Source organism: Streptomyces sp. NPDC014882 (genome assembly GCF_043081325.1).
Classification (GTDB): domain Bacteria; phylum Actinomycetota; class Actinomycetes; order Streptomycetales; family Streptomycetaceae; genus Streptomyces.
In genome coordinates this window covers 135,946-154,217 of sequence record NZ_JBIBWL010000012.1, presented here as the reverse complement: position 1 = coordinate 154,217, position 18,272 = coordinate 135,946, and the positions used below count along the sequence as shown (strand labels likewise).

The window sequence follows — 18,272 nt, the reverse complement described above, 5'->3', positions numbered from 1 at the left end:
CCGCCGCCGTGACGTCCCGTCAAGTGCCGGTCGCCATCGTGGGGATGGCGGTGCTGCTGCCGGGCGCCCCCGACCTGGAAACCTACTGGCGGAACCTGCGGGACGGCGTGGACGCCGTCGGGGAGGTGCCGGACGGGCGCTGGGACGCGGACTACTACCGTCCCGGAACCGCCTCCGAACCGGCCGCCGCGGACCGGGTGTACGCGCGGCGGGGCGGGTTCGTGGACGGGCTCGCGCGGGTCGACGTCACCCGGTTCGGGATCATGCCGAACTCGGTGGCCGGGACCGAACCCGACCAGCTCATCGCGCTGCACGTGGCCGCCGCCGCCCTCGACGACGCGGGCGGCGCGGACCGCCTGGCGGACCGGGGGCGGGTCGGGGTCGTCCTCGGCCGGGGCGGCTACCTCACCCCGGGCCTGGTCCGGCTGGACCAGCGGGTGCGCACCGCCGGCCAGCTCGTGCGCACCCTGGGCGAGTTGCTGCCGGAGCTGCCGCAGGACCGGCTCGACCGGGTGCGGCAGGCGTTCACGGACCGGCTGGGGCCCGACAGCCCCGAGTCGGCGATCGGTCTGGTGCCCAACCTGGCCGCCTCCCGGATCGCCAACCGGCTCGACCTGCGCGGCCCCGCCTACACGGTGGACGCGGCCTGCGCCTCCTCGCTGGTCGCCGTCGACCAGGCGGTGGGTGAACTCGCGACCGGGCGCTGCGACCTGATGCTCGCGGGGGGCGTCCACCACTGCCACGACATCACGCTGTGGAGCGTGTTCTCCCAGTTGCGCGCCCTCTCCCCCAGCCAGCGCATCCGGCCCTTCCACCGGGACGCCGACGGCATCCTGATCGGCGAGGGGACGGGCGTGGTCGTCCTCAAGCGGCTCGCCGACGCCGAACGCGACGGCGACCGGATCTACGCCGTCGTCCGGGGCACCGGCGTGGCGAGCGACGGCCGGGCGGCCGGGCTCGTCACCCCCGATCCGGGCGGTCAGGCGCAGGCCGTGCGGCAGGCGTGGCGGGCGGCCGGGCTCGATCCGGCCGCGTCCGGCGCGATCGGCCTGCTGGAGGCGCACGGCACCGCGACCCCGGCCGGCGACGGGGCCGAACTGGCCACGCTGGCCGAGGTGTTCGGGCCCGGTGACGGCGAGGCCGTGCTCGGCTCGGTCAAGTCGATGATCGGGCACGCCATGCCGGCCGCCGGGGTAGCCGGACTGGTCAAGGCGGCCCTCGCGGTCCACCACGCGACGCTGCTGCCGACCCTGCACTGCGACGACCCGCACCCGGCGCTGGCCCGCACCCGCTTCCGCACGCTGGAGAAGGCCGCCCCCTGGGAGACCGCACCGGACCGGCCGGTGCGGCGGGCCGCGGTCAACGCGTTCGGGTTCGGCGGGATCAACGCGCACGTGGTGCTGGAGGAGCCGCCGGGGAACGGCGGCCCGGCCACCGGCCGGCCGGCGCCGGAAGCCCGCGACCGGACCACCGCCCGCACGGTGTCCCGCGTCGTCGAGAGCGAGCCGGTGCTCCTGCTGGCGGCCGGCTCGCCCGAGGGTCTCGCGGCCCTGCTCGACGCCGACGACGGCGCCGTGCGCGCCGCCGGACTCGATCCGGCCCGGCCCGGTCCGCAGGCCGGACCGGTCCGGCTGGGGATCGTCGGCCCGACCGGCAGACGGCTCGCCCTGGCCCGCCGCGCGGTCGCCAAGGGCCGCGCCTGGCACGGCCGCAGCGACGTCTGGTTCCGGCCCGGCCCCCTGCTGGGCGCGGGCGGCGGCAGGCTGGCCTTCCTCTTCCCCGGCCTGGAGGGCGACTTCACCCCCCGGGTGGACGACGTCGCCGGCCACTTCGGGCTGTCCGTACCCGCCCTCGCCGAGGACGGCGTCGGCGACCTCGGCCGGCACGGGCTGGGCGTCGTCGCCGTCGGCCGTCTCCTCGACGCGGCACTGCGCCGGGCGGGGATCGTGCCGGACGCGGTCGCCGGGCACAGCCTCGGCGAGTGGACGGCGATGGCGGCGGGCGGGCTGTACGCGGGGGACGAGGTCGACGCCTTCATGGCGGACTTCGATCCCGGAGCCCTCACCGTGCCGGGCCTCGCCTTCGGGGCGCTCGGCGCGCCCGCGGAGCGGGTGCTGGCCGCGCTGCGGGAGGAGCGGTGGGCCGGGACCGGCCTGGTGCTCTCGCACGACAACGCGCCCGGCCAGTCGATGGTGTGCGGCCCGGACGCGGCGGTCGGGGAGTTCGTGCGGGACTTCCGCGCCCGGGGGGTGCTGGGCCAGGTGCTGCCGTTCCGCTCCGGCTTCCACACGCCGATGCTGGCGCCCCACCTCGGCCCGATCAGGGAGGCCTCCGAACGGTTCCGGCTGCACCCGCCGCACACCCCCGTGTGGTCGGGGACGACCGCCGCGCCCTTCCCCGGGGACGAGGCGGGGGTGCGGGAGCTGTTCGTCCGGCACCTGCTGGAACCGGTCCGCTTCCGGCAGCTCGCCGAGGCCCTGCACGCGGCGGGCCACCGGGTGTTCGTCCAGGTGGGTCCGGGGCAGCTCGGCTCCCTCGTCGGCGACACGCTCGGCGGCCGCGACCATCTCGTCGTCGCCGCCAACTCCCCGCACCGCGGCGGCCTGGCCCAGCTCCGCCGGGTCGCCACCGCGCTGTGGACGGCGGGCGCCGAGGTGGCCCCGGAGCCGGCACCGGCGGCGGACGCCGGGGCCGTACGGTCCCGGCCCCGACCGCGGCCGGTCGAACTGGACCTGGGCGGCGGCCTGGTGTCGCTCCCGCCCGACCGACTCGACTCGCTGCGGGCCGGCCTGGGACGGACGGCGAGCGTCGCAAACCCCGTGAGCCCCGCAAGCCCCGCACCCGCACCCGCACCCGCACCCGCGAACACCGTGCGTCCCGGCCTGGGCGCCCTCGACGCCCTCGCGCCCGGCTCGCCGGTCGCCGCCGAGCTGTCCGCGCTGCTCCAGGACACGGCGGACACCGCCGCCGCCCTCCTGACCGCGTCGGCCGGCACCGGACGCCCCGCCGCGCCGCCGCTCACCCGGCCGTCCCGCACCGCGCTCCCCTCCACCGCGCCGTCCCCCACCGCACCACGGCCCGCCCCGCCACAGTCCACCCCGCCGCCGCCCGGCCCGTACCGCACGACCGTGCGGGTCTCCCCCGACGCGATGCCGTACCTCCTGGACCACTGCTTCTTCCCGCAGCGGCCCGGCTGGCCGGACGTGTCCGACCGGTGGCCGGTGGTGCCGGCGACGACGATCGTGCAGCACATCGTGGACACGGCACGGCAGGCCGCGCCCGGCCGGGTGCCGGTCGCCGTGCACGGGGCGCGGTTCGAGGAGTGGCTCACCGCCACCCCCGCCGTCGACGTGCCCGTCACCGCGGTTCCCGAGGGACCCGACCGGCTGGCGGTCTCCTTCGGCCCGCGGGCCCGCGCCACCGTCGAACTCGCCGCCGCCCACCCGGTACCGCCCGCCCCCTGGCCGGCCGGCACCGCCGCCGAGCGGGTCCCCGAGCACACGGCAGAACAGCTGTACGCCGAGCGCTGGATGTTCCACGGTCCGGCGTTCCAGGGCGTCACCGAGCTCACCGCGATCGGGGACCGGCACGTCCGGGGCGTGATCACCACCCCGTCCGCGCCCGGCGCGCTGCTGGACAACGTCGGTCAGATCCTCGGCTACTGGATCATGGCGACCCGCGCGGAACGCACCGTCGTGTTCCCGGTGGGCATGCGCGAGATGCGTTTCCACGGGCCGCACCCGGCGCCCGGTACCCGGGTGGGGTGCCTGGTGCGGATCACCTCGCTCACCGACGCGTCCCTGGAGGCCGACGTCCAGCTGACCGTCGGCGGCACGGTGTGGGCGGAGCTGCGCGGCTGGCAGGACCGCCGCTTCGACAACGACCCGAGGACCCGTCCCGTCGAGCGCTTCCCGGAGCGCCACACGCTCTCCGAGGCCCGGCCGGGCGGCTGGACGCTGCTCCACGAGCGCTGGCCCGACCTGGCGTCCCGCGAGCTGATCATGCGCAACTCGCTCGCCGGCCCGGAGCGCGTGCGGTACGCGGAGCACGCGCCCCGGGGCCGCCGGCAGTGGCTGCTGGGCCGGATCGCCGTCAAGGACGCCGTACGGCGGTGGCTGTGGGACCGGGGCGAGGGGCCGGTCTTCCCGGCCGAGCTGCGGGTGGACAACGACGAGGCGGGCCGGCCGTACGTGACCGGTGTGCACGGCCGGGTCCTGCCGCCGCTGGACGTGTCACTGGCGCACTGCGCGGAGGCGGCCGTGGCGATCGTGCGGCCCCACACCCCGTGGCCGGGTCCCGGCATCGACGTCGAGGAGGTCACCGACCGGACGCCGGAGACCCTGGCCGCCGCCCTCGGCCGGGAGGAGCTGGGGCTGCTGCGCGCGCTGGCCTCCGAGGGGGCCCGCGCGGGAGCCCCCGACGGCTCCGAGGCGTGGTGGTTCACGCGTTTCTGGGCGGCGAAGGAGGCCGTCGCCAAGGCGGAGGGCACCGGGCTGCGCGGACGGCCGCGGGACTTCGCCGTCCTCGACGCCGCCCCGGCCGGCGACCGGCTGACCGTCGCGGGCCGCCTGGAACGCGCCTACACCGTGCACTGCGCCCCGGCCGCCAACCCGCCCCGCCTGCCGGACCGCGCGTACGTCGTGGCCTGGACGACGGGTCCCACCGAAGCGAAGGAGTACGACCGATGACCTCCCCCACCCCCGTCACCGCCGACGAGGCGACCGTCCTCGCCGACCTCACGGAGATGCTCGGCCGGCTCATGGAGGACGAGTACGGCCTCGACGACGTCGAGATCGGCATGCACACCACCTTCAACCGGGATCTGGAGCTGGAGAGCATCGACCTGGTCACCCTGGCCGGGCTGCTCCAGGAGCGGTACGGCGAGCGGGTCAACTTCGCGGAGTTCCTGGCCGGCATGGAGTTCGACGAGATCATCGAGCTGACCGTCGGACGGCTCGTCGAGTACGTCGTGGCGGGCCTGGGGTCCGCGGAGGCGAGCTGACCATGGCCATGGTCGACACCGGCGCCGTCCGGTTGCACGTGCAGCGGCTCGGCCCCCGCGACGGCCGGCCGGCCGGCGCCACCGTGGTGCTGGTGCACGGTCTGCTCACCGACAGCCTGGCCAGCTACTACTTCACGGTGGCCCCCACGTTCGCCGCCGCGGGCCTGGACGTGGTCATGTACGACCTGCGCGGCCACGGGCGCAGCGAACGCCCCGCCGAGGGCTACACCCTGGACGACAACGTCGACGACCTGGAGGCGCTCCTCGACCGCCTCGCGGTGAGCGGCCCGGTGCATCTGGTCGGCAACTCCTACGGCGGGACGGTCGCGTTCGGCTACGCGGCCCGGCATCCGGAGCGGGCGGCGAGCCTCACCCTCGTCGAGTCCGAACCGGCCACCGCCGCCTGGGCGGTGAAGCTGGGCGGCATCCTCGACCGGGTGGTGACGCAGCTCGCGCACAACGAGCCCGACGCCATCGCCTGGATCACCGCGCACCGCGGCCACAACACCGCCCGGCTGGCCCGGGGCGCGGCCCGCCTCGCCCGCGAGACCACGCTGGGCGGGGACATCCCGGCCAGCCGGGTACTGACGGAGGATCAGATCAGGTCGGTGCGCTGCCCGGTGCTCGGCGTCTACGGCGGCGACTCCGACCTCGCCGAACTGGCGCCCTGGCTCGAGGCGTCGCTGCCGGACTGCCGGACCGTGGTGATCGCGGGACACGAGCACTCGGTGCTGGTGGAGGCGGCCGCGACGGTGGGCGGCCACGTCCTGGCGCTGGTGCGGGAGGCCGAGGGGCCGGGCGGCCGTGCACGCGTCCTCGCGCGGGAGGCCGAGCGGACGGGGGCACGGGCCCGGTGAGCCGCTACCTGTTCGTGGTGCCGCCGCTGACCGGGCACGTCAACCCGGCCGTCGGCGTGGCGGCCGCCCTCGCCGGGCGGGGGCACGCGGTGGCGTGGGTGTGCCCCGATCCCGCGCTGGTGCGACGGCTGGCGGGACCGGGCGCCGAGGTGTTCGCGTGCGCCGGGGCGCCGGCCGGGAGCCGGCCGCCCGAGCTGCGCGGGCCCGAGGCGCTGCGGTTCCTGTGGGAGTGGTACCTGCTGCCGCTCGCCGAGGCGATGGCGCCGGGGGTGCGGGCGGCCGTGGAGCGGTTCGGGCCGGACGTGGTGGTCGCCGACCAGCAGGCCTTCGCGGGCGCCCTGGCCGCGGAACGCCTGGGTGTGCCGTGGGCGACGTCGGCGACCACCTCCGCCGAGTTCACCGATCCGCTGGCGGGGCTGCCGAAGGTCCGCGCGTGGCTGGAGGAACGGCTCGGGCGGTTGCGGGCCTCGGCCGGGGTGCCGGCCGGCGGCGCCGATCCGCGGTTCTCGCCGCGTCTCGTCCTCGCCTTCAGCGTGCCGGAGCTGGCGGGCCCCGCCGAGGGCGTCCGCTGGGTCGGCCCCTCGATCGCGGCCCGGCCCGCCGCGGCCGGCTTCCCCTGGGAATGGCTCGACGCCGGGCGCGGGACCGTGCTGGTGACGCTCGGCACGGCGAACACCGACGTCGGCGGCCGCTTCCTCGAGGTGTGCGTGGCGGCGCTGCGCGAACGGGCGGACCGGGTGCAGGGGGTGGTCGTCGATCCCGGCGGCACCCTGCGGCCGCCGCCGGCCGGCGACAAGGACGTCCTGGTCGTCCCGTCCGTTCCCCAACTCGCGCTGCTGGAGAGGGGGGTGGCCGCGGTGGTCTGCCACGCCGGGCACAACACGGTGTGCGAGGCGCTGTGGTACGGCATCCCGCTGGTGGTGGCTCCCGTCCGCGACGACCAGCCGGTGGTGGCCGGGCAGGTCGCGGACGCGGGGGCCGGGGTGCGGGTGCGCTTCGGCCGGGCCGGCGCGGGGCGGCTGGGCGCGGCCCTGGACGCCGTACTGGACGCACCCGGTCACCGGGCGGCGGCCGAGCGGATCGGGGCCGCCCTGCGGGCCGCCGGCGGGGCGCCGGCCGCCGCGGACCATCTCGAGGAACTCGCCGGGGAGGCGCGATGAACGACGAGAGCGACGAGGGCGGGCGGATCGCGGCACTGCGGCCCCGCTACCGGGACGATCTCGCGGCGGGCGTGGACCGCTTCTTCGAGCCGCGCCGCACCGACTGCCCCTGGTGCGGTTCGGCCCGGCTGACCACGCGGCTGCGGACCACGGACCTGCTCCAGCACAAGCCGGGCCGGTTCGTCCTGGACCGCTGCGAGGACTGCGGGCACACCTTCCAGAACCCCCGGCTCAGCGCCGCGGGGCTGGAGTTCTACTACCGGGACTTCTACGACGGGCTCGGCGAGAAGAAGCTGGGCGACACCTTCGGCGGGCGCACGAAGATGTACCGGGGGCGGGCCGCCTCGATGCTGCCGCACGACGCCGGGCCGAAGACGTGGCTGGACGTCGGCACCGGGCACGGGCACTTCTGCGCGGTCGCCGGCCAGGTGCTGCCGGGCACGGTGTTCGACGGGCTGGACTTCACCGACGGCGTCGAACTCGCCGAGCGCGAGGGCCGGGTGCGGCACGGGTACCGGGGCGCCTTCCCCGACCTCGCGCCCGGACTGGCCGCCCGTTACGACGTGGTGAGCATGTTCCACTACCTGGAGCACAGCACCGACCCGGACCGGGAACTGCGCGCGGCCCGGGAGGCCGTCCGGCCCGGCGGGCACCTGCTGATCGAGGTCCCGGACCCGGAGAGCCGCTACGCCCGCCTGCTCGGGCGGTGGTGGCTGCCGTGGCTCCAGCCGCAGCACCTGCACTTCGTGCCGGTGGCCAACCTGCGGGAGCGGCTGGCGGACCTCGGGTTCACGGTGGTCGCGGAGCAGCACGCCGAACCGCACGACCCGGTGGACCTGCTGGCGGCCGGATGGCTGGCGCTGGACCACGCGGCGCCGCGCGAGGACGCGCCCTGGCTGCCCGGGCCACCCGGCCGGGCCCGCCGCGCGCTGCGGGCCGCGCTGTTCCTCGCCGCCGCCCCGGCGCTGGTCGCGGGCACCCTCCTCGACCGGTTCGCCGTCCGGCCGCTGTCGCACCGGCTGGGCCTGTCCAACGCCTACCGGATCGTGGCGCGACGCGACTGAGGGACGGGACGGTGCGCCCCGCGGCCCAGGGCCGGTCCGGCGGGGCGCCCGCCCGCCCGGCCGCCCGGGCCCGGTCGCGGGGCCGCCCGGCCACCGGACCACCGGGCCACCGGACCACCGGACCACCGGGCCACCGAAGACCTTGACATCCCGGAAAACGGAAGATCAGGGTGATCTGGACAAGGTGGGGACAAGGCGTGACCGGTCCAAGAGGGGCTACTGCCGTGAGTGATCCGCTGGGTGTCGCCGTCGTCGGGTTCGGCTGGATGGGCCGTGTGCACACGCGGGCGTACGCGCGCGTGCCGCACCATTTCCCGCGGCTCGCCCTGCGGCCCGAGCTGATCGCGGTCGCCGAGGAGGTGCCGGGCCGGGCCGAGGAGGCCGCGGAGCAGTACGGGTTCGCCTCCGCGGTGCGCGACTGGCGGGAGGTCGCCGCCGACCCGCGGGTGGCGGCGGTCAGCGTCACCGCGCCGAACTTCCTGCACCGCGAGATCGGTGTGGCGATGGCGGAGGCCGGCAAGCACCTGTGGATCGAGAAGCCGGTGGGCCTCACCGCCGACGACGCCCGCGCGGTCGCGGACGCGGCGGCGAAGGCGGGCGTCCGGAGCGCGGTCGGCTTCAACTACCGCAACGCGCCCGCCGTCGAGGCGGCCCGCGAACTGATCGCCGCCGGCGACATCGGCGCGGTGACGCATGTCCGCATCCGCCTCTTCAGCGACTACGCCGCCCACCCCGACTCCGCGCTGACCTGGCGCTACGAGCGTGAGCGCGGCGGCAGCGGGGTCCTCGGCGACCTGGCCTCGCACGGCGCCGACCTGGCCCGCTTCCTGCTCGGCGAGATCACCTCGCTGACCGCCGACACGGCCGTCTTCGTCCCCGAGCGGGCCCGCCCCGCCGGCCCCACCGCCGGCCACACCCTCGCCGCGGGCGGCGTACGGGGCCCGGTCGAGAACGAGGACTACGTCGGCTGCCTGCTCCGGTTCGCCTCGGGCGCCCGCGGTGTCCTGGAGGCCTGCCGGGTCTCGGTCGGGGAGCAGAACTCCTACGGCTTCGAGGTGCACGGCACCCGCGGTGCGGTGTCCTGGGACTTCCGCCGGATGAACGAGCTGGCGGTCGGCCGCGGCACCACCTACCAGGACCAGCCGGTCAGCACGGTGTACGTCGGCCCCGGCGCGGGCGAGTTCGGCGCCTTCCAGCCGGGCGCGGCGAACGCCATGGGCTACGACGACCTGAAGGTGATCGAGGCGTACCGCTTCCTCCGCTCGATCGCCGAGGGCACCCCGTACGGGGCGACCCTCACGGACGCCGTGCGCGGTGCGGCCGTACTGGACGCGATGGTCCGCTCGGCCGCGAGCGGGACCTGGGTGGACGTCCCCTCGGCGTAGCGGACCGGTCCGTGCCCGCGTGGTGGCCGGGGCGGGCCGGTCGCGTCCCGACCACCGACCACGGCCGCCCGCCGCCCGCCGCCCGCATGATGTATGAGCTGAAAGGACCCCTCCCCGTACGACCTCCGTCCGTACGGCCTCCCGTACGACCTTCAAGGAGCTGCACCCCCATGCGTATCGGCATTCTCGGCCTCGGCCGCATCGGCGCCTTCCACGCCGAGACCCTGTCCGGACTCGACGCCGTCGAGTCGCTGGTCGTCGCCGACCCGTTCGCCGAGGCCGCCAAGTCCGCCGCCGACCGGTTCGGTGCCGAGGTCGCGGACTCGCCGGAGGCCGTGCTGGCGGCCGGGGTGGACGGTGTCGTGGTGGCCGCCGCCACCGACGCCCACCCGGCGCTGATCCTGGCCGCCGTCGACGCGGGCGTGCCCGTGTTCTGCGAGAAGCCCGTCGCGAGGACCATGCGGGAGGGCGTCGACGTGCTCCGGGCCGTCCGGGGCGGGGACGTGCCGATCCAGATCGGCTACAACCGCCGCTTCGACGCCGGGTTCGTCGCCGCGCGCGCCGCCGTGCGCTCCGGTGAGCTGGGCGCCCTGCACACCGTGCGGTCGACCACCCTGGACCCGGCGCCGCCGCCGGCCGCGTACGTCGTCGCGTCGGGCGGCATCTTCCGGGACTGCTCGGTGCACGACTTCGACATCATCCGCTGGGTCACCGGCCGCGAGGTGCGCGAGGTGTACGCGGCCGGCGGGAACCGGGGCGCCGACTTCATCCGGGAGGCGGGCGACGCCGACACCACGGGCGCGATCCTCACCCTGGACGACGGCACGATCGCCGTGGTCTCCAACTCCCGCCACAACGCCCGCGGGTACGACGTCCGCATGGAGCTCCACGGTTTCCGGGACTCCATCGCGGTGGGTCTGGAGGACAAGCTGCCGCTGCGCTCGGTGGAGCCGGGCGTGACCTTCCCGGCCGGTGTCCCGCACGACTTCTTCATGGACCGCTTCACCGCCGCCTACCGGGCCGAACTCACCGCCTTCACGGAGGTGGTGGCGGGTACCCGGCCCTCGCCGTGCACGGTCGAGGACGCCCTGGAGGCCGGCTGGGTCGCGGAGGCGTGCACGCTGTCGCTGCGCGAGCACCGGCCGGTGACGATCGCGGAGGTCCGCGCCTGCTGAGCGGCGCGCGGAGGACGGTGGAGGCACCCGGCCCGCCGCCGGGTGCCTCCACCGTCCCGCCCTCGCCCGGCCGCCGCCTCACTTCGGGGCCGGCGGAGTCGGCAGGTTGAAGACGTGGTCCGGCGAGATGATCTTCGTGATGGCCTCGCCGAAGAGGGTACTGGGCTCCTCGTTCTTGTAGTTGACGTCGGTGTTCAGCACGACGACGAGGGTGGCCTGCGCCGACGGCAGGTAGACGGTCAGGGACTGGTAGCCCGGCAGGGAGCCGTTGTGGCCGATCCAGCCCTGCACGTCGAAGATGCCGAGCCCGTAGCCCGTGCCGGGGACCGGCACGGACGGCGTGATCAGCCGCTGCTTCTGGGTGGCGGGGCTGATCATCCTTCCCCCGTCGGGGAGCTGACCGGTGGCCACGGTCCGCGCCCAGACCCGCAGGTCCTCCAGCTTGGAGATCATCGCGCCGGCGGCCCAGCCCCAGGAGGGGTTCCAGTCGGTCGCGTTCTCGATCTTGCCGGTCGCGGTCTGGTTCGTGTAGCCCTGGGCGTGCGGCTGCGGGAACTCGTTGCCGGTGGGGAAGCTCGTGTCGTCCAGGCCGGCCGGGTCGAGGATGTTCTCCTGGACGTAGTCCGCGAGGGTCTGCCCGCTGATCTTCTCGACGACCAGGCCGAGCAGGATCAGGTTGGTGTTGGAGTAGTTGAACTCCGCGCCGGGCTGGAAGAGCACCGGGTGCTTGAAGGAGTAGTCGAGCAGTTCCCGCGGCGGGAACGGCCGGTACGGGTCGGACGTCAGCGCCTTGAAGAAGCCTTCGTCCATGGAGTAGTTGAACAGTCCGCTGCGCATGCCGGCCAGTTGCCGCAGGGTGATCCGGTCGCCGTTCGGCACCCCGTCGACGTACGTGCCGATGGTGTCGTCCAGGCCGATCTTCCCGTCGTCGACCAGTTCCAGCACGGCCGTGACGGTGAACGTCTTGGTCTCGCTGCCGATCCGCATGAAGAGGTCGGGCGCCATCTTCCGGCCGGTGTCCTTGTCGGCGACGCCGAAGGACTTCACGTACTCGCCCTTGTCCGGCGTCCAGATGCCGACGGACACACCGGGTACGTTCGCCTGCTTCATGACCTGCTGGACGGCCCGGTCGAGCTGCTGTTCCACGTCGGGCGTGAGGTCGCGGACGCCGTCGCCGGAGGGGGTGGGGGAGGGCGCCGCGGCGGCGGTGGCCCCGACGGGGGGCGCCGCCCCCGCCGTACCGCCGGCGAGCGGCAGTACCAGCGCCGCCACCGCGGCGGCGGCCACGGCCCCGGTGCGCGCACGGACACGCGGATGCGTCATGGGCTCACTCCCACCAGGAGACTTCGCCGCAGGGCACAGCCGCACCAGGGGCACGGGCCGCGCGCGGCCCACCAGCACCAGGATAGGAGCGGGCGTGGACCGCCGCCTGTCGGCGGCCGGGCTCGGCCGCGCCCGGTACGAGGCCTTCGCGCGGGCGGCCCGCGCCCGGGGAGCCGTCCGGTTCAAGGCCGTCACCGCGCCGGGCGACGCGGGTTCCGTCGGGTTCCACCGCGGCCTCGGTTTCGCCGTCCGGCTGGAGGAGGAGTACTACGGGCCCGGCCGCGGGTGGTGTTCACGCGCGGGCTCGTCCCGTGGCGGCCCGTACGTGGAGGTGCCCCTCAGACGGGAACTCCGGTGGGGCCGGAGGCAGTTCGGTGTCGAAGCCGTACCCGGCCTTCTCCGCGACCCGGCAGGAGGCGGTGTTGGCGGCGGTGTGCAGCAGCCGCAGACGGGTCACCGAGGGAAAGGCAGTGAAGGCCCAGTGGGTGAGCGCGCCCAGCGCGCGCGGGGCCACTCCCCGGCCGCGTGCGGGGGCGGCGGTCCAGTAGCCCACCTCCGGCTCCGGACCGTACGGCGCCTTGAGGACGACGTGCCCCGCCAGCCGCCCCTCGCCGCCGTCGGGCCGGGCCTCCAGGACGGCGAAGGCCAGGCGCGCCCCCGTCTCCCAGCCGTCGCGCTGCGCCCGCAGCCAGTGCAGCGCCTCCGCCTCGTCCCGCACGGTCACGGTCGCCCAGCGGCGCAGTACCGGGTCCCGGTACGCCTCGGTCACCCCGGCGGCGTCCTCGGGGCGCCACGGGCGCAGCAGCAGCGCGGGCGCCGACGCGGTGGCGGCGGCCTCCAGCCGTACGGCTCGCGGACCGGTGTCGTGCGTGGTGTCCATGCCCGCCAGCATAGGTGACGGTTCGTCAGTTCCTCTCTCCGCCGCCGTCCGCCGCGGGTGGGGTGGGGTCCTCCTCCTCGGGGAGTTCGTCGACGTCGACGCCGCGGACCTGGGCCAGTTCGTGTTCGAGGGCGGCGAGTTCGGTGCCGCCGGCCATGTGGTGGGTGAGTTCTTCGAGGCTGACCTGGTCGCGGGAGGCGGAGAGTTCCATGGTGCCCAGGCGCAGGACGCTGAAGTGGTCGCCGACCAGGTGGGCGTGGTGCGGGTTGTGGGTGATGAGGATGACGCCGAGGCCGCGGTCGCGGGCGGCGGCGATGTACTTGAGGACGACGCCGGACTGCTTGACGCCGAGGGCGGCGGTGGGCTCGTCGAGGATGAGGACGCGGGCGCCGAAGTGGACGGCGCGGGCGATGGCCACGCACTGGCGCTGGCCGCCGGAGAGGGTGCCGATGGGCTGCTCGAGGTCGTCGAGGACGATGCCCATGCGGCGCAGTTCGTCGTCGGCGGTCCGTTTCATCGTCCCGATGTCGAGGCGCCGTACGGGCCAGGGGCCCTTGGTGATCTCGGAGCCGAGGAAGAAGTTGCGCCACACCGGCATCAGGGGGACGGTGGCGAGGTCCTGGTAGACGGTGGCGATGCCGCGGTCGAGGGCTTCGCGCGGGGAGCTGAAGCGCACCGGCTCGCCGTCGACGAGGAACTCGCCCTCGGTGTGCCGGTGCAGCCCCGAGACGATCTTGATGAGGGTGGACTTGCCGGCGCCGTTGTCGCCCAGCACGCAGGTGACCCTGCCGGGGCGGACGGTCAGGTCGACGCCGTGCAGGGCACGGATGTTGCCGTAGGACTTGCCCGCGCCGCGCAGTTCGACCAGGGGGCGGTCGGCGTCGGCCGGGGGGACGTCCGCGGGGGCGGCACCGTGGGTGCCGGATGTGCCGTTCGTCATGGGGTCACCTCCGGGTGGCCGTGCGCCGGACCCACAGATTGATCAGGACGGCGCCCAGGAGCATGACGCCGAGGAAGGCCTTGAACCAGTCGGGGTTCCAGCCGGCGTAGACGATGCCCTGCTGGACCATGCCGAACATGAAGGCGCCGAAGACCGGGCCGATCGCCGAGCCGTGGCCGCCGGTGAGCAGGCAGCCGCCGATGACGGCCGCGGCGATGTAGATCAGCTCCTGGCCGACGCCCTCGCCGGACTGCACCGTGTTGAAGGTGAACAGCTGGTGCATGCCGACGAACCAGGCGCCGAAGCCGACCAGCACGAACAGGGAGATCTTCGTGAACGTCACCGGGACGCCCACGGCCCGCGCGGACTCCTCGTCGCCGCCGACGGCGAAGACCCAGTTGCCGTACCTGGTGCGCAGCAGGACCCAGGTGGCGAGGGCGGCGAGGACCAGCCACCACACCACCGTGATCTTGACCTGGACGCCGCCGACGTCGAAGGACGAGGCGAAGACCTTCCTGGCCCGGCCGAAGCCGTCCATGTCGCTGATGTCGTCGGTGGCGACGTTCCCGGTGACCAGCTTGGTCACCGCGAGGTTGACGCCCTGGAGGATCAGGAAGGTGCCGAGGGTGACCAGGAAGCTGGGCAGGCCGGTCCTCACGAGCATCCAGCCGTTGAGGGCGCCGATCCCGAGGGAGACGGCCAGCGCGACGACCACGCCGGTCCAGACGTTCATCGTGAGCTGGTAGCTGAGCATGCTCGCGGTGAGCGCCGAGGTGACGACGGCGACGCCGGCCGACAGGTCGAACTCGCCGCCGATCATCAGCAGCGCCACCGGCAGGGCCATGATCCCGATGGTGGAGGACTGGTACAGGACGTTGGCCATCGAGCCGCCGTCGCGCACCGGCGGGGCCGCGACCAGGAAGAAGACGTACACCGCGACGGCGCCGAGGAAGACGCCCACCTCGGGCCGGGCCAGCAGCCGCAGGGCCGGCGGGCGCCGGGAGGTCCGGCCGTCGGTCTCCTTCGGGCCGGGGGCCGGCGGTGCGGTCACCGCCGGCCCGGCGGGCCGGCTCACGCTCATCACCGGGTGCCCTTCGCGGCGTACGCGGCGACCGCGTCGACGTTGGACCTGTCGACGAAGGCCGGACCGGTCAGCACCGGCTGCTCGCCGCCGCCCAGGTAGTTGCCGTTGTTCTCGTAGAGCCACAGCGAGTCGACCGCCAGGTAGCCCTGGAGGTAGGGCTGCTGGTCGACGGCGAACTGGACGGTGCCCCGGCCGATGGCGTCCGTGAGGTTCTCGTTCAGGTCGAAGGTGGCGATCTTCGCCTTGCTGCCCGCCTCCGACACCGACTGCACCGCGGTCAGCGCGAACGGGGCGCCCAGGGTCACGACGTAGTCGACGGCGCCGTCCTGCTCGAGCTTGGCGGTGATCGTCGACTTCACCGAGGGCATGTCGGTGCCGTTGACGTACACGGTCTCCGTGGTGCCGGAGAAGGTCTTCTTCACCCCGTCGCAGCGCTGGGTGAGGCCGATGTTGCCCTGTTCCTGGATGACGCAGGCGACCTTCTTGGCGCCCTCGGAGTTCAGCCGGTTGCCGAGGGCCTCGCCGGCGACGGTCTCGTCCTGGCCGAAGAACTCCGTCAGACCGAGGCCCTTCCACTCGCTGACACCGGAGTTGAGGCCGACGACGGGTATGTTCGCGGCCTTCGCCCTGGCGACGACGTCCTTGAGGGCGTCGGGCTTGGCGAGGGTGACGGCGATGCCGTCGACCTTCTGGTCGATCGCGTTCTGCACCAGGGTGGCCTGGGTGCCGGCGTTGGGGTCGGCGGAGTAGACCAGCTTGACGTTGTCCTTGGCGGCGGCGGCCTCGGCGCCCTTGCGGACGATGTCCCAGAAGGTGTCCCCGGGCGACTGGTGGGTCACCAGCGCGACGGTCATCCGGGGCGTGGTGGCCTTGCCGGCGGCGGCCCCGCCCCCTCCGTCCTCGGCCTTCTTGCCGCCGGAACCACTGGAGCAGCCCGCGAGGGCCAGGGCGGCCGCGGCGGCCACGGCCACGACCGGGGCGACTCTGCGGGAGCGGGAGGGAGAAGGTCTGTCCATCTTTCCTGCACCTCACTGTGCGACAGGGGAACGACGGGAACGACGGGAAACGGGACGGGCGGGCCCCGCACCCGAGGGGGCGATCTCTACCCCGTATGCGGGAGCGTCATCCGCCCCGAGGAGGCGCCGGCACCGAGGACCGGCGACCTGGCCACCGGGCCACCGGGCCACCGGGCCACCGGGCCACCGGGCCACCGGGCCACCGGGCGGGCATACAGCAGAACGGGACGCACGTTCACCGTGCGTCCCGTCACCCCTCCGACTTCCGACCGGTCGGCAGTCGGCTGCCGGCTGCCGACCGGTCGATCAGCCGGTCCGTGCCCCGCGCGTCACCGCGGCGCCATCCGCAGCGCGCCGTCCATGCGGATGGTCTCGCCGTTGAGGTAGTCGTGGTCGACGATCGCCAGGGCCAGCTTCGCGTACTCCTCGGGCCGGGCCAGCCGGCGCGGGAAGGGCACCCCGGCGGCGAGCGAGGCGCGGAACTCCTCGGAGACGGTGGCCAGCATGGGGGTCTCGACGATGCCCGGGGCGATGGTGCACACCCGGATGCCGTACTGGGCGAGATCGCGGGCGGCCGGCAGGGTCAGTCCGACGACGCCGCCCTTGGAGGAGGAGTAGGCGGCCTGGCCGATCTGACCGTCGTAGGCGGCGATGGAGGCGGTGTTGACGATCACGCCCCGCTGGCCGTTGTCGTCGGCCTCGGTCCCGGCGATGGCCTCCGAAGCGAGCGTGAGGACGTTGAAGGTGCCCACCAGGTTGATCTGGATCACCTTCGCGTACAGGGCGAGGTCGTGGGCGCCCTTCTTGCCGAGGATCCGCATCGACGGGCCGATGCCGGCGCAGTTGACGACGGTGCGCAGCGGCACGCCGGAGCCGGCCGCGGTGGCGACGGCGGCCCGCACCTGCTCGGGGTCGGTGACGTCGGCGGGCACGTAGCTCACGCCGGGCACCTCGGGCGCCTTGTCGATGCCGTCCTTCAGGTCCAGGGCGAAGACCCGCGCGCCGCCCTCGGCGAGCGCCTTCGCGGTGGCCGCGCCGAGGCCGGACGCACCGCCGGTGACGAGGGCGGCGGTGTTCTCGAGCTGCATCATCACTCCTTGCCGAGGACGGTGAGCGCACCGCCCTCGTTCCGGTCCAGCGCACGCGAGATGATCATGCGCTGGATCTGATTGGTTCCTTCGAAGATCTGCATGACCTTCGCCTCGCGCATGAAGCGCTCGACGGGGAAGTCGCGGGTGTATCCGTACCCGCCGAGGACCTGCACCGCGTCCGTGGTCACCTTCATGGCGTTGTCGGTGGCCACGAGCTTGGCGACGGACGCCTCCCGGGTGAAGGGCAGGCCCGCGTCCTTGAGCCGGGCGGCGGAGAGCGCCATGGCGCGCGCCGACTCGGTCGCCGCCCCCATGTCGGCGAGGACGAAGGCCAGGCCCTGGTGCTCGATGATCGGCTTGCCGAAGGTCTCCCGCTCGCGGGCGTAGCGCACCGCGTGGTCCAGGGCGCCCTGGGCGAGGCCGGTGGCGACGGCGGCGATGCCGAGCCTGCCGCAGTCCAGGGAGGCGAGCGCGATCCTCAAGCCCTGCCCCTCCTCCCCGATCCGCCGTTCGACGGGCACCCGCACGTCGTCGAGGCGCATGGTGGCCGTCGCCGACCCCGTCAGGCCCATCTTCCGCTCCGGCGGGTCGGCGCTGAGCCCCGGGGTGTCCGCCGGGACGAGGAAGCAGGAGACGCCGCGGGCGCGGTCGTCGGAGGTGCGGGCCATGACCGTGTAGAAGTCGGCGTACCCGCCGTGCGTCGTCCACGCCTTGGCGCCGTTGAGGACGTACTCGTCGCCGTCGCGGACGGCGCGCGTGAGCATCGCCGCCGGGTCCGAGCCGGCGTGCGGCTCGGACAGGCAGTACGCGCCGAGCAGTTCTCCGCCCAGCATCTCGGGCAGCCACTTGCGCCGCTGCTCCTCGGTGCCGAAGCGGGCCAGCGGGAAGCAGGACAGCGCGTGCACCGAGATCCCCACGGCCACGCTGGACCAGACCGCGGCGACCTCCTCCAGGACCTGGAGGTACACCTCGTACGGCTGTCCCGCCCCGCCGTGCTCCTCGGCGAAGGGCAGCCCGAGCAGGCCGCTGCGCCCGAGGGTGCGGAAGACGTCCCGCGGGAACGCGCCGTCCGCCTCCGCGTCGGCGACCCGGGGCGCGAGTTCCCTGGCGGCGAGGGTGCGCGTGAGTTCGACGAGGTCGACGGCTTCCTCGGTGGGCAGTGCGCGAGTGGCAGGCATGTCGACCTCCACGAAGTGATACTGGAAGGAGTACGAAAGTATCATTCACAGTACTGCACACGGGCGCGCCGGGGCATCCGCGCACGGGATCGGAGGAAACGGAACCGAGGCGGACGG

The 18,272-nt window shown here is 74.6% G+C and carries 14 protein-coding genes; 7 read left to right on the top strand and 7 right to left on the bottom strand.

All coding sequences use genetic code 11. The features are described from left to right. Nucleotides 1-8: 8 nt before the first annotated feature. The 7 genes from ACF09K_RS25455 to ACF09K_RS25425 all read left to right on the top strand — a co-directional run bounded on the left by ACF09K_RS25455 (nucleotide 9) and on the right by ACF09K_RS25425 (nucleotide 10,643). Nucleotides 9-4,688: a beta-ketoacyl synthase N-terminal-like domain-containing protein gene (locus ACF09K_RS25455; protein ID WP_392247003.1), complete on the top strand. Its 4,680-nt coding sequence runs from the start codon at nucleotides 9-11 to the stop codon at nucleotides 4,686-4,688. Next, nucleotides 4,685-5,002 (top strand): acyl carrier protein, encoded by a 318-nt coding sequence (locus tag ACF09K_RS25450; RefSeq protein ID WP_392247001.1) that lies wholly within the window; start codon nucleotides 4,685-4,687, stop codon nucleotides 5,000-5,002. The genes ACF09K_RS25455 and ACF09K_RS25450 overlap by 4 nt, the downstream gene beginning before the upstream one ends. Before the next feature lie 2 nt (nucleotides 5,003-5,004). Continuing rightward, a complete protein-coding gene (locus ACF09K_RS25445) occupies nucleotides 5,005-5,859 on the top strand; it encodes an alpha/beta fold hydrolase (protein ID WP_392246999.1) in 855 nt (284 codons plus the stop codon). Further along, a complete protein-coding gene (locus ACF09K_RS25440; protein ID WP_392246998.1) occupies nucleotides 5,856-7,019 on the top strand; it encodes a glycosyltransferase in 1,164 nt (387 codons plus the stop codon). Before ACF09K_RS25445 ends, ACF09K_RS25440 begins: the two co-directional genes overlap by 4 nt. After that, nucleotides 7,016-8,083 carry a class I SAM-dependent methyltransferase gene (locus ACF09K_RS25435; protein WP_392246996.1) on the top strand — a complete coding sequence of 356 codons (1,068 nt, stop codon included), beginning with the start codon at nucleotides 7,016-7,018 and terminating at the stop codon, nucleotides 8,081-8,083. The genes ACF09K_RS25440 and ACF09K_RS25435 overlap by 4 nt, the downstream gene beginning before the upstream one ends. A gap of 224 nt (nucleotides 8,084-8,307) precedes the next feature. Beyond that, a complete protein-coding gene (locus ACF09K_RS25430; RefSeq protein WP_392246995.1) occupies nucleotides 8,308-9,468 on the top strand; it encodes a Gfo/Idh/MocA family protein in 1,161 nt (386 codons plus the stop codon). Between the two features lie 170 nt (nucleotides 9,469-9,638). Continuing rightward, the gene (locus ACF09K_RS25425; RefSeq protein WP_392246993.1) at nucleotides 9,639-10,643 is read left to right on the top strand and encodes a Gfo/Idh/MocA family oxidoreductase; all 1,005 of its coding nucleotides are present in this window, start codon (nucleotides 9,639-9,641) and stop codon (nucleotides 10,641-10,643) included. A 78-nt stretch (nucleotides 10,644-10,721) separates the two neighbouring features. Here the strand turns inward: ACF09K_RS25425 and ACF09K_RS25420 are convergent, their stop codons facing one another. From ACF09K_RS25420 to ACF09K_RS25390, 7 genes are all read right to left on the bottom strand, one after another. Then, nucleotides 10,722-11,966, bottom strand: a complete 1,245-nt coding sequence (locus ACF09K_RS25420; RefSeq protein WP_392246991.1) for a serine hydrolase domain-containing protein — start codon at nucleotides 11,964-11,966, stop codon at nucleotides 10,722-10,724. Nucleotides 11,967-12,258: 292 nt separating this feature from the next. Then, nucleotides 12,259-12,846, bottom strand: a complete 588-nt coding sequence (locus tag ACF09K_RS25415) for a GNAT family N-acetyltransferase (protein WP_392246990.1) — start codon at nucleotides 12,844-12,846, stop codon at nucleotides 12,259-12,261. Nucleotides 12,847-12,871: 25 nt separating this feature from the next. After that, the gene (locus tag ACF09K_RS25410) at nucleotides 12,872-13,786 is read right to left on the bottom strand and encodes an ATP-binding cassette domain-containing protein (RefSeq protein ID WP_392246988.1); all 915 of its coding nucleotides are present in this window, start codon (nucleotides 13,784-13,786) and stop codon (nucleotides 12,872-12,874) included. A gap of 4 nt (nucleotides 13,787-13,790) precedes the next feature. Further along, on the bottom strand, nucleotides 13,791-14,867 hold the full coding sequence (locus ACF09K_RS25405; protein WP_392246986.1) for an ABC transporter permease: 1,077 nt from the start codon (nucleotides 14,865-14,867) through the stop codon (nucleotides 13,791-13,793). Further along, nucleotides 14,867-15,886 (bottom strand): sugar ABC transporter substrate-binding protein, encoded by a 1,020-nt coding sequence (locus ACF09K_RS25400; protein ID WP_392246984.1) that lies wholly within the window; start codon nucleotides 15,884-15,886, stop codon nucleotides 14,867-14,869. The genes ACF09K_RS25405 and ACF09K_RS25400 overlap by 1 nt, the downstream gene beginning before the upstream one ends. A gap of 329 nt (nucleotides 15,887-16,215) precedes the next feature. After that, nucleotides 16,216-16,974 (bottom strand): SDR family NAD(P)-dependent oxidoreductase, encoded by a 759-nt coding sequence (locus tag ACF09K_RS25395; protein ID WP_392247156.1) that lies wholly within the window; start codon nucleotides 16,972-16,974, stop codon nucleotides 16,216-16,218. Between the two features lie 2 nt (nucleotides 16,975-16,976). Continuing rightward, nucleotides 16,977-18,155: an acyl-CoA dehydrogenase family protein gene (locus ACF09K_RS25390; protein WP_392246982.1), complete on the bottom strand. Its 1,179-nt coding sequence runs from the start codon at nucleotides 18,153-18,155 to the stop codon at nucleotides 16,977-16,979. Between the last annotated feature and the right edge of the window lie 117 nt (nucleotides 18,156-18,272).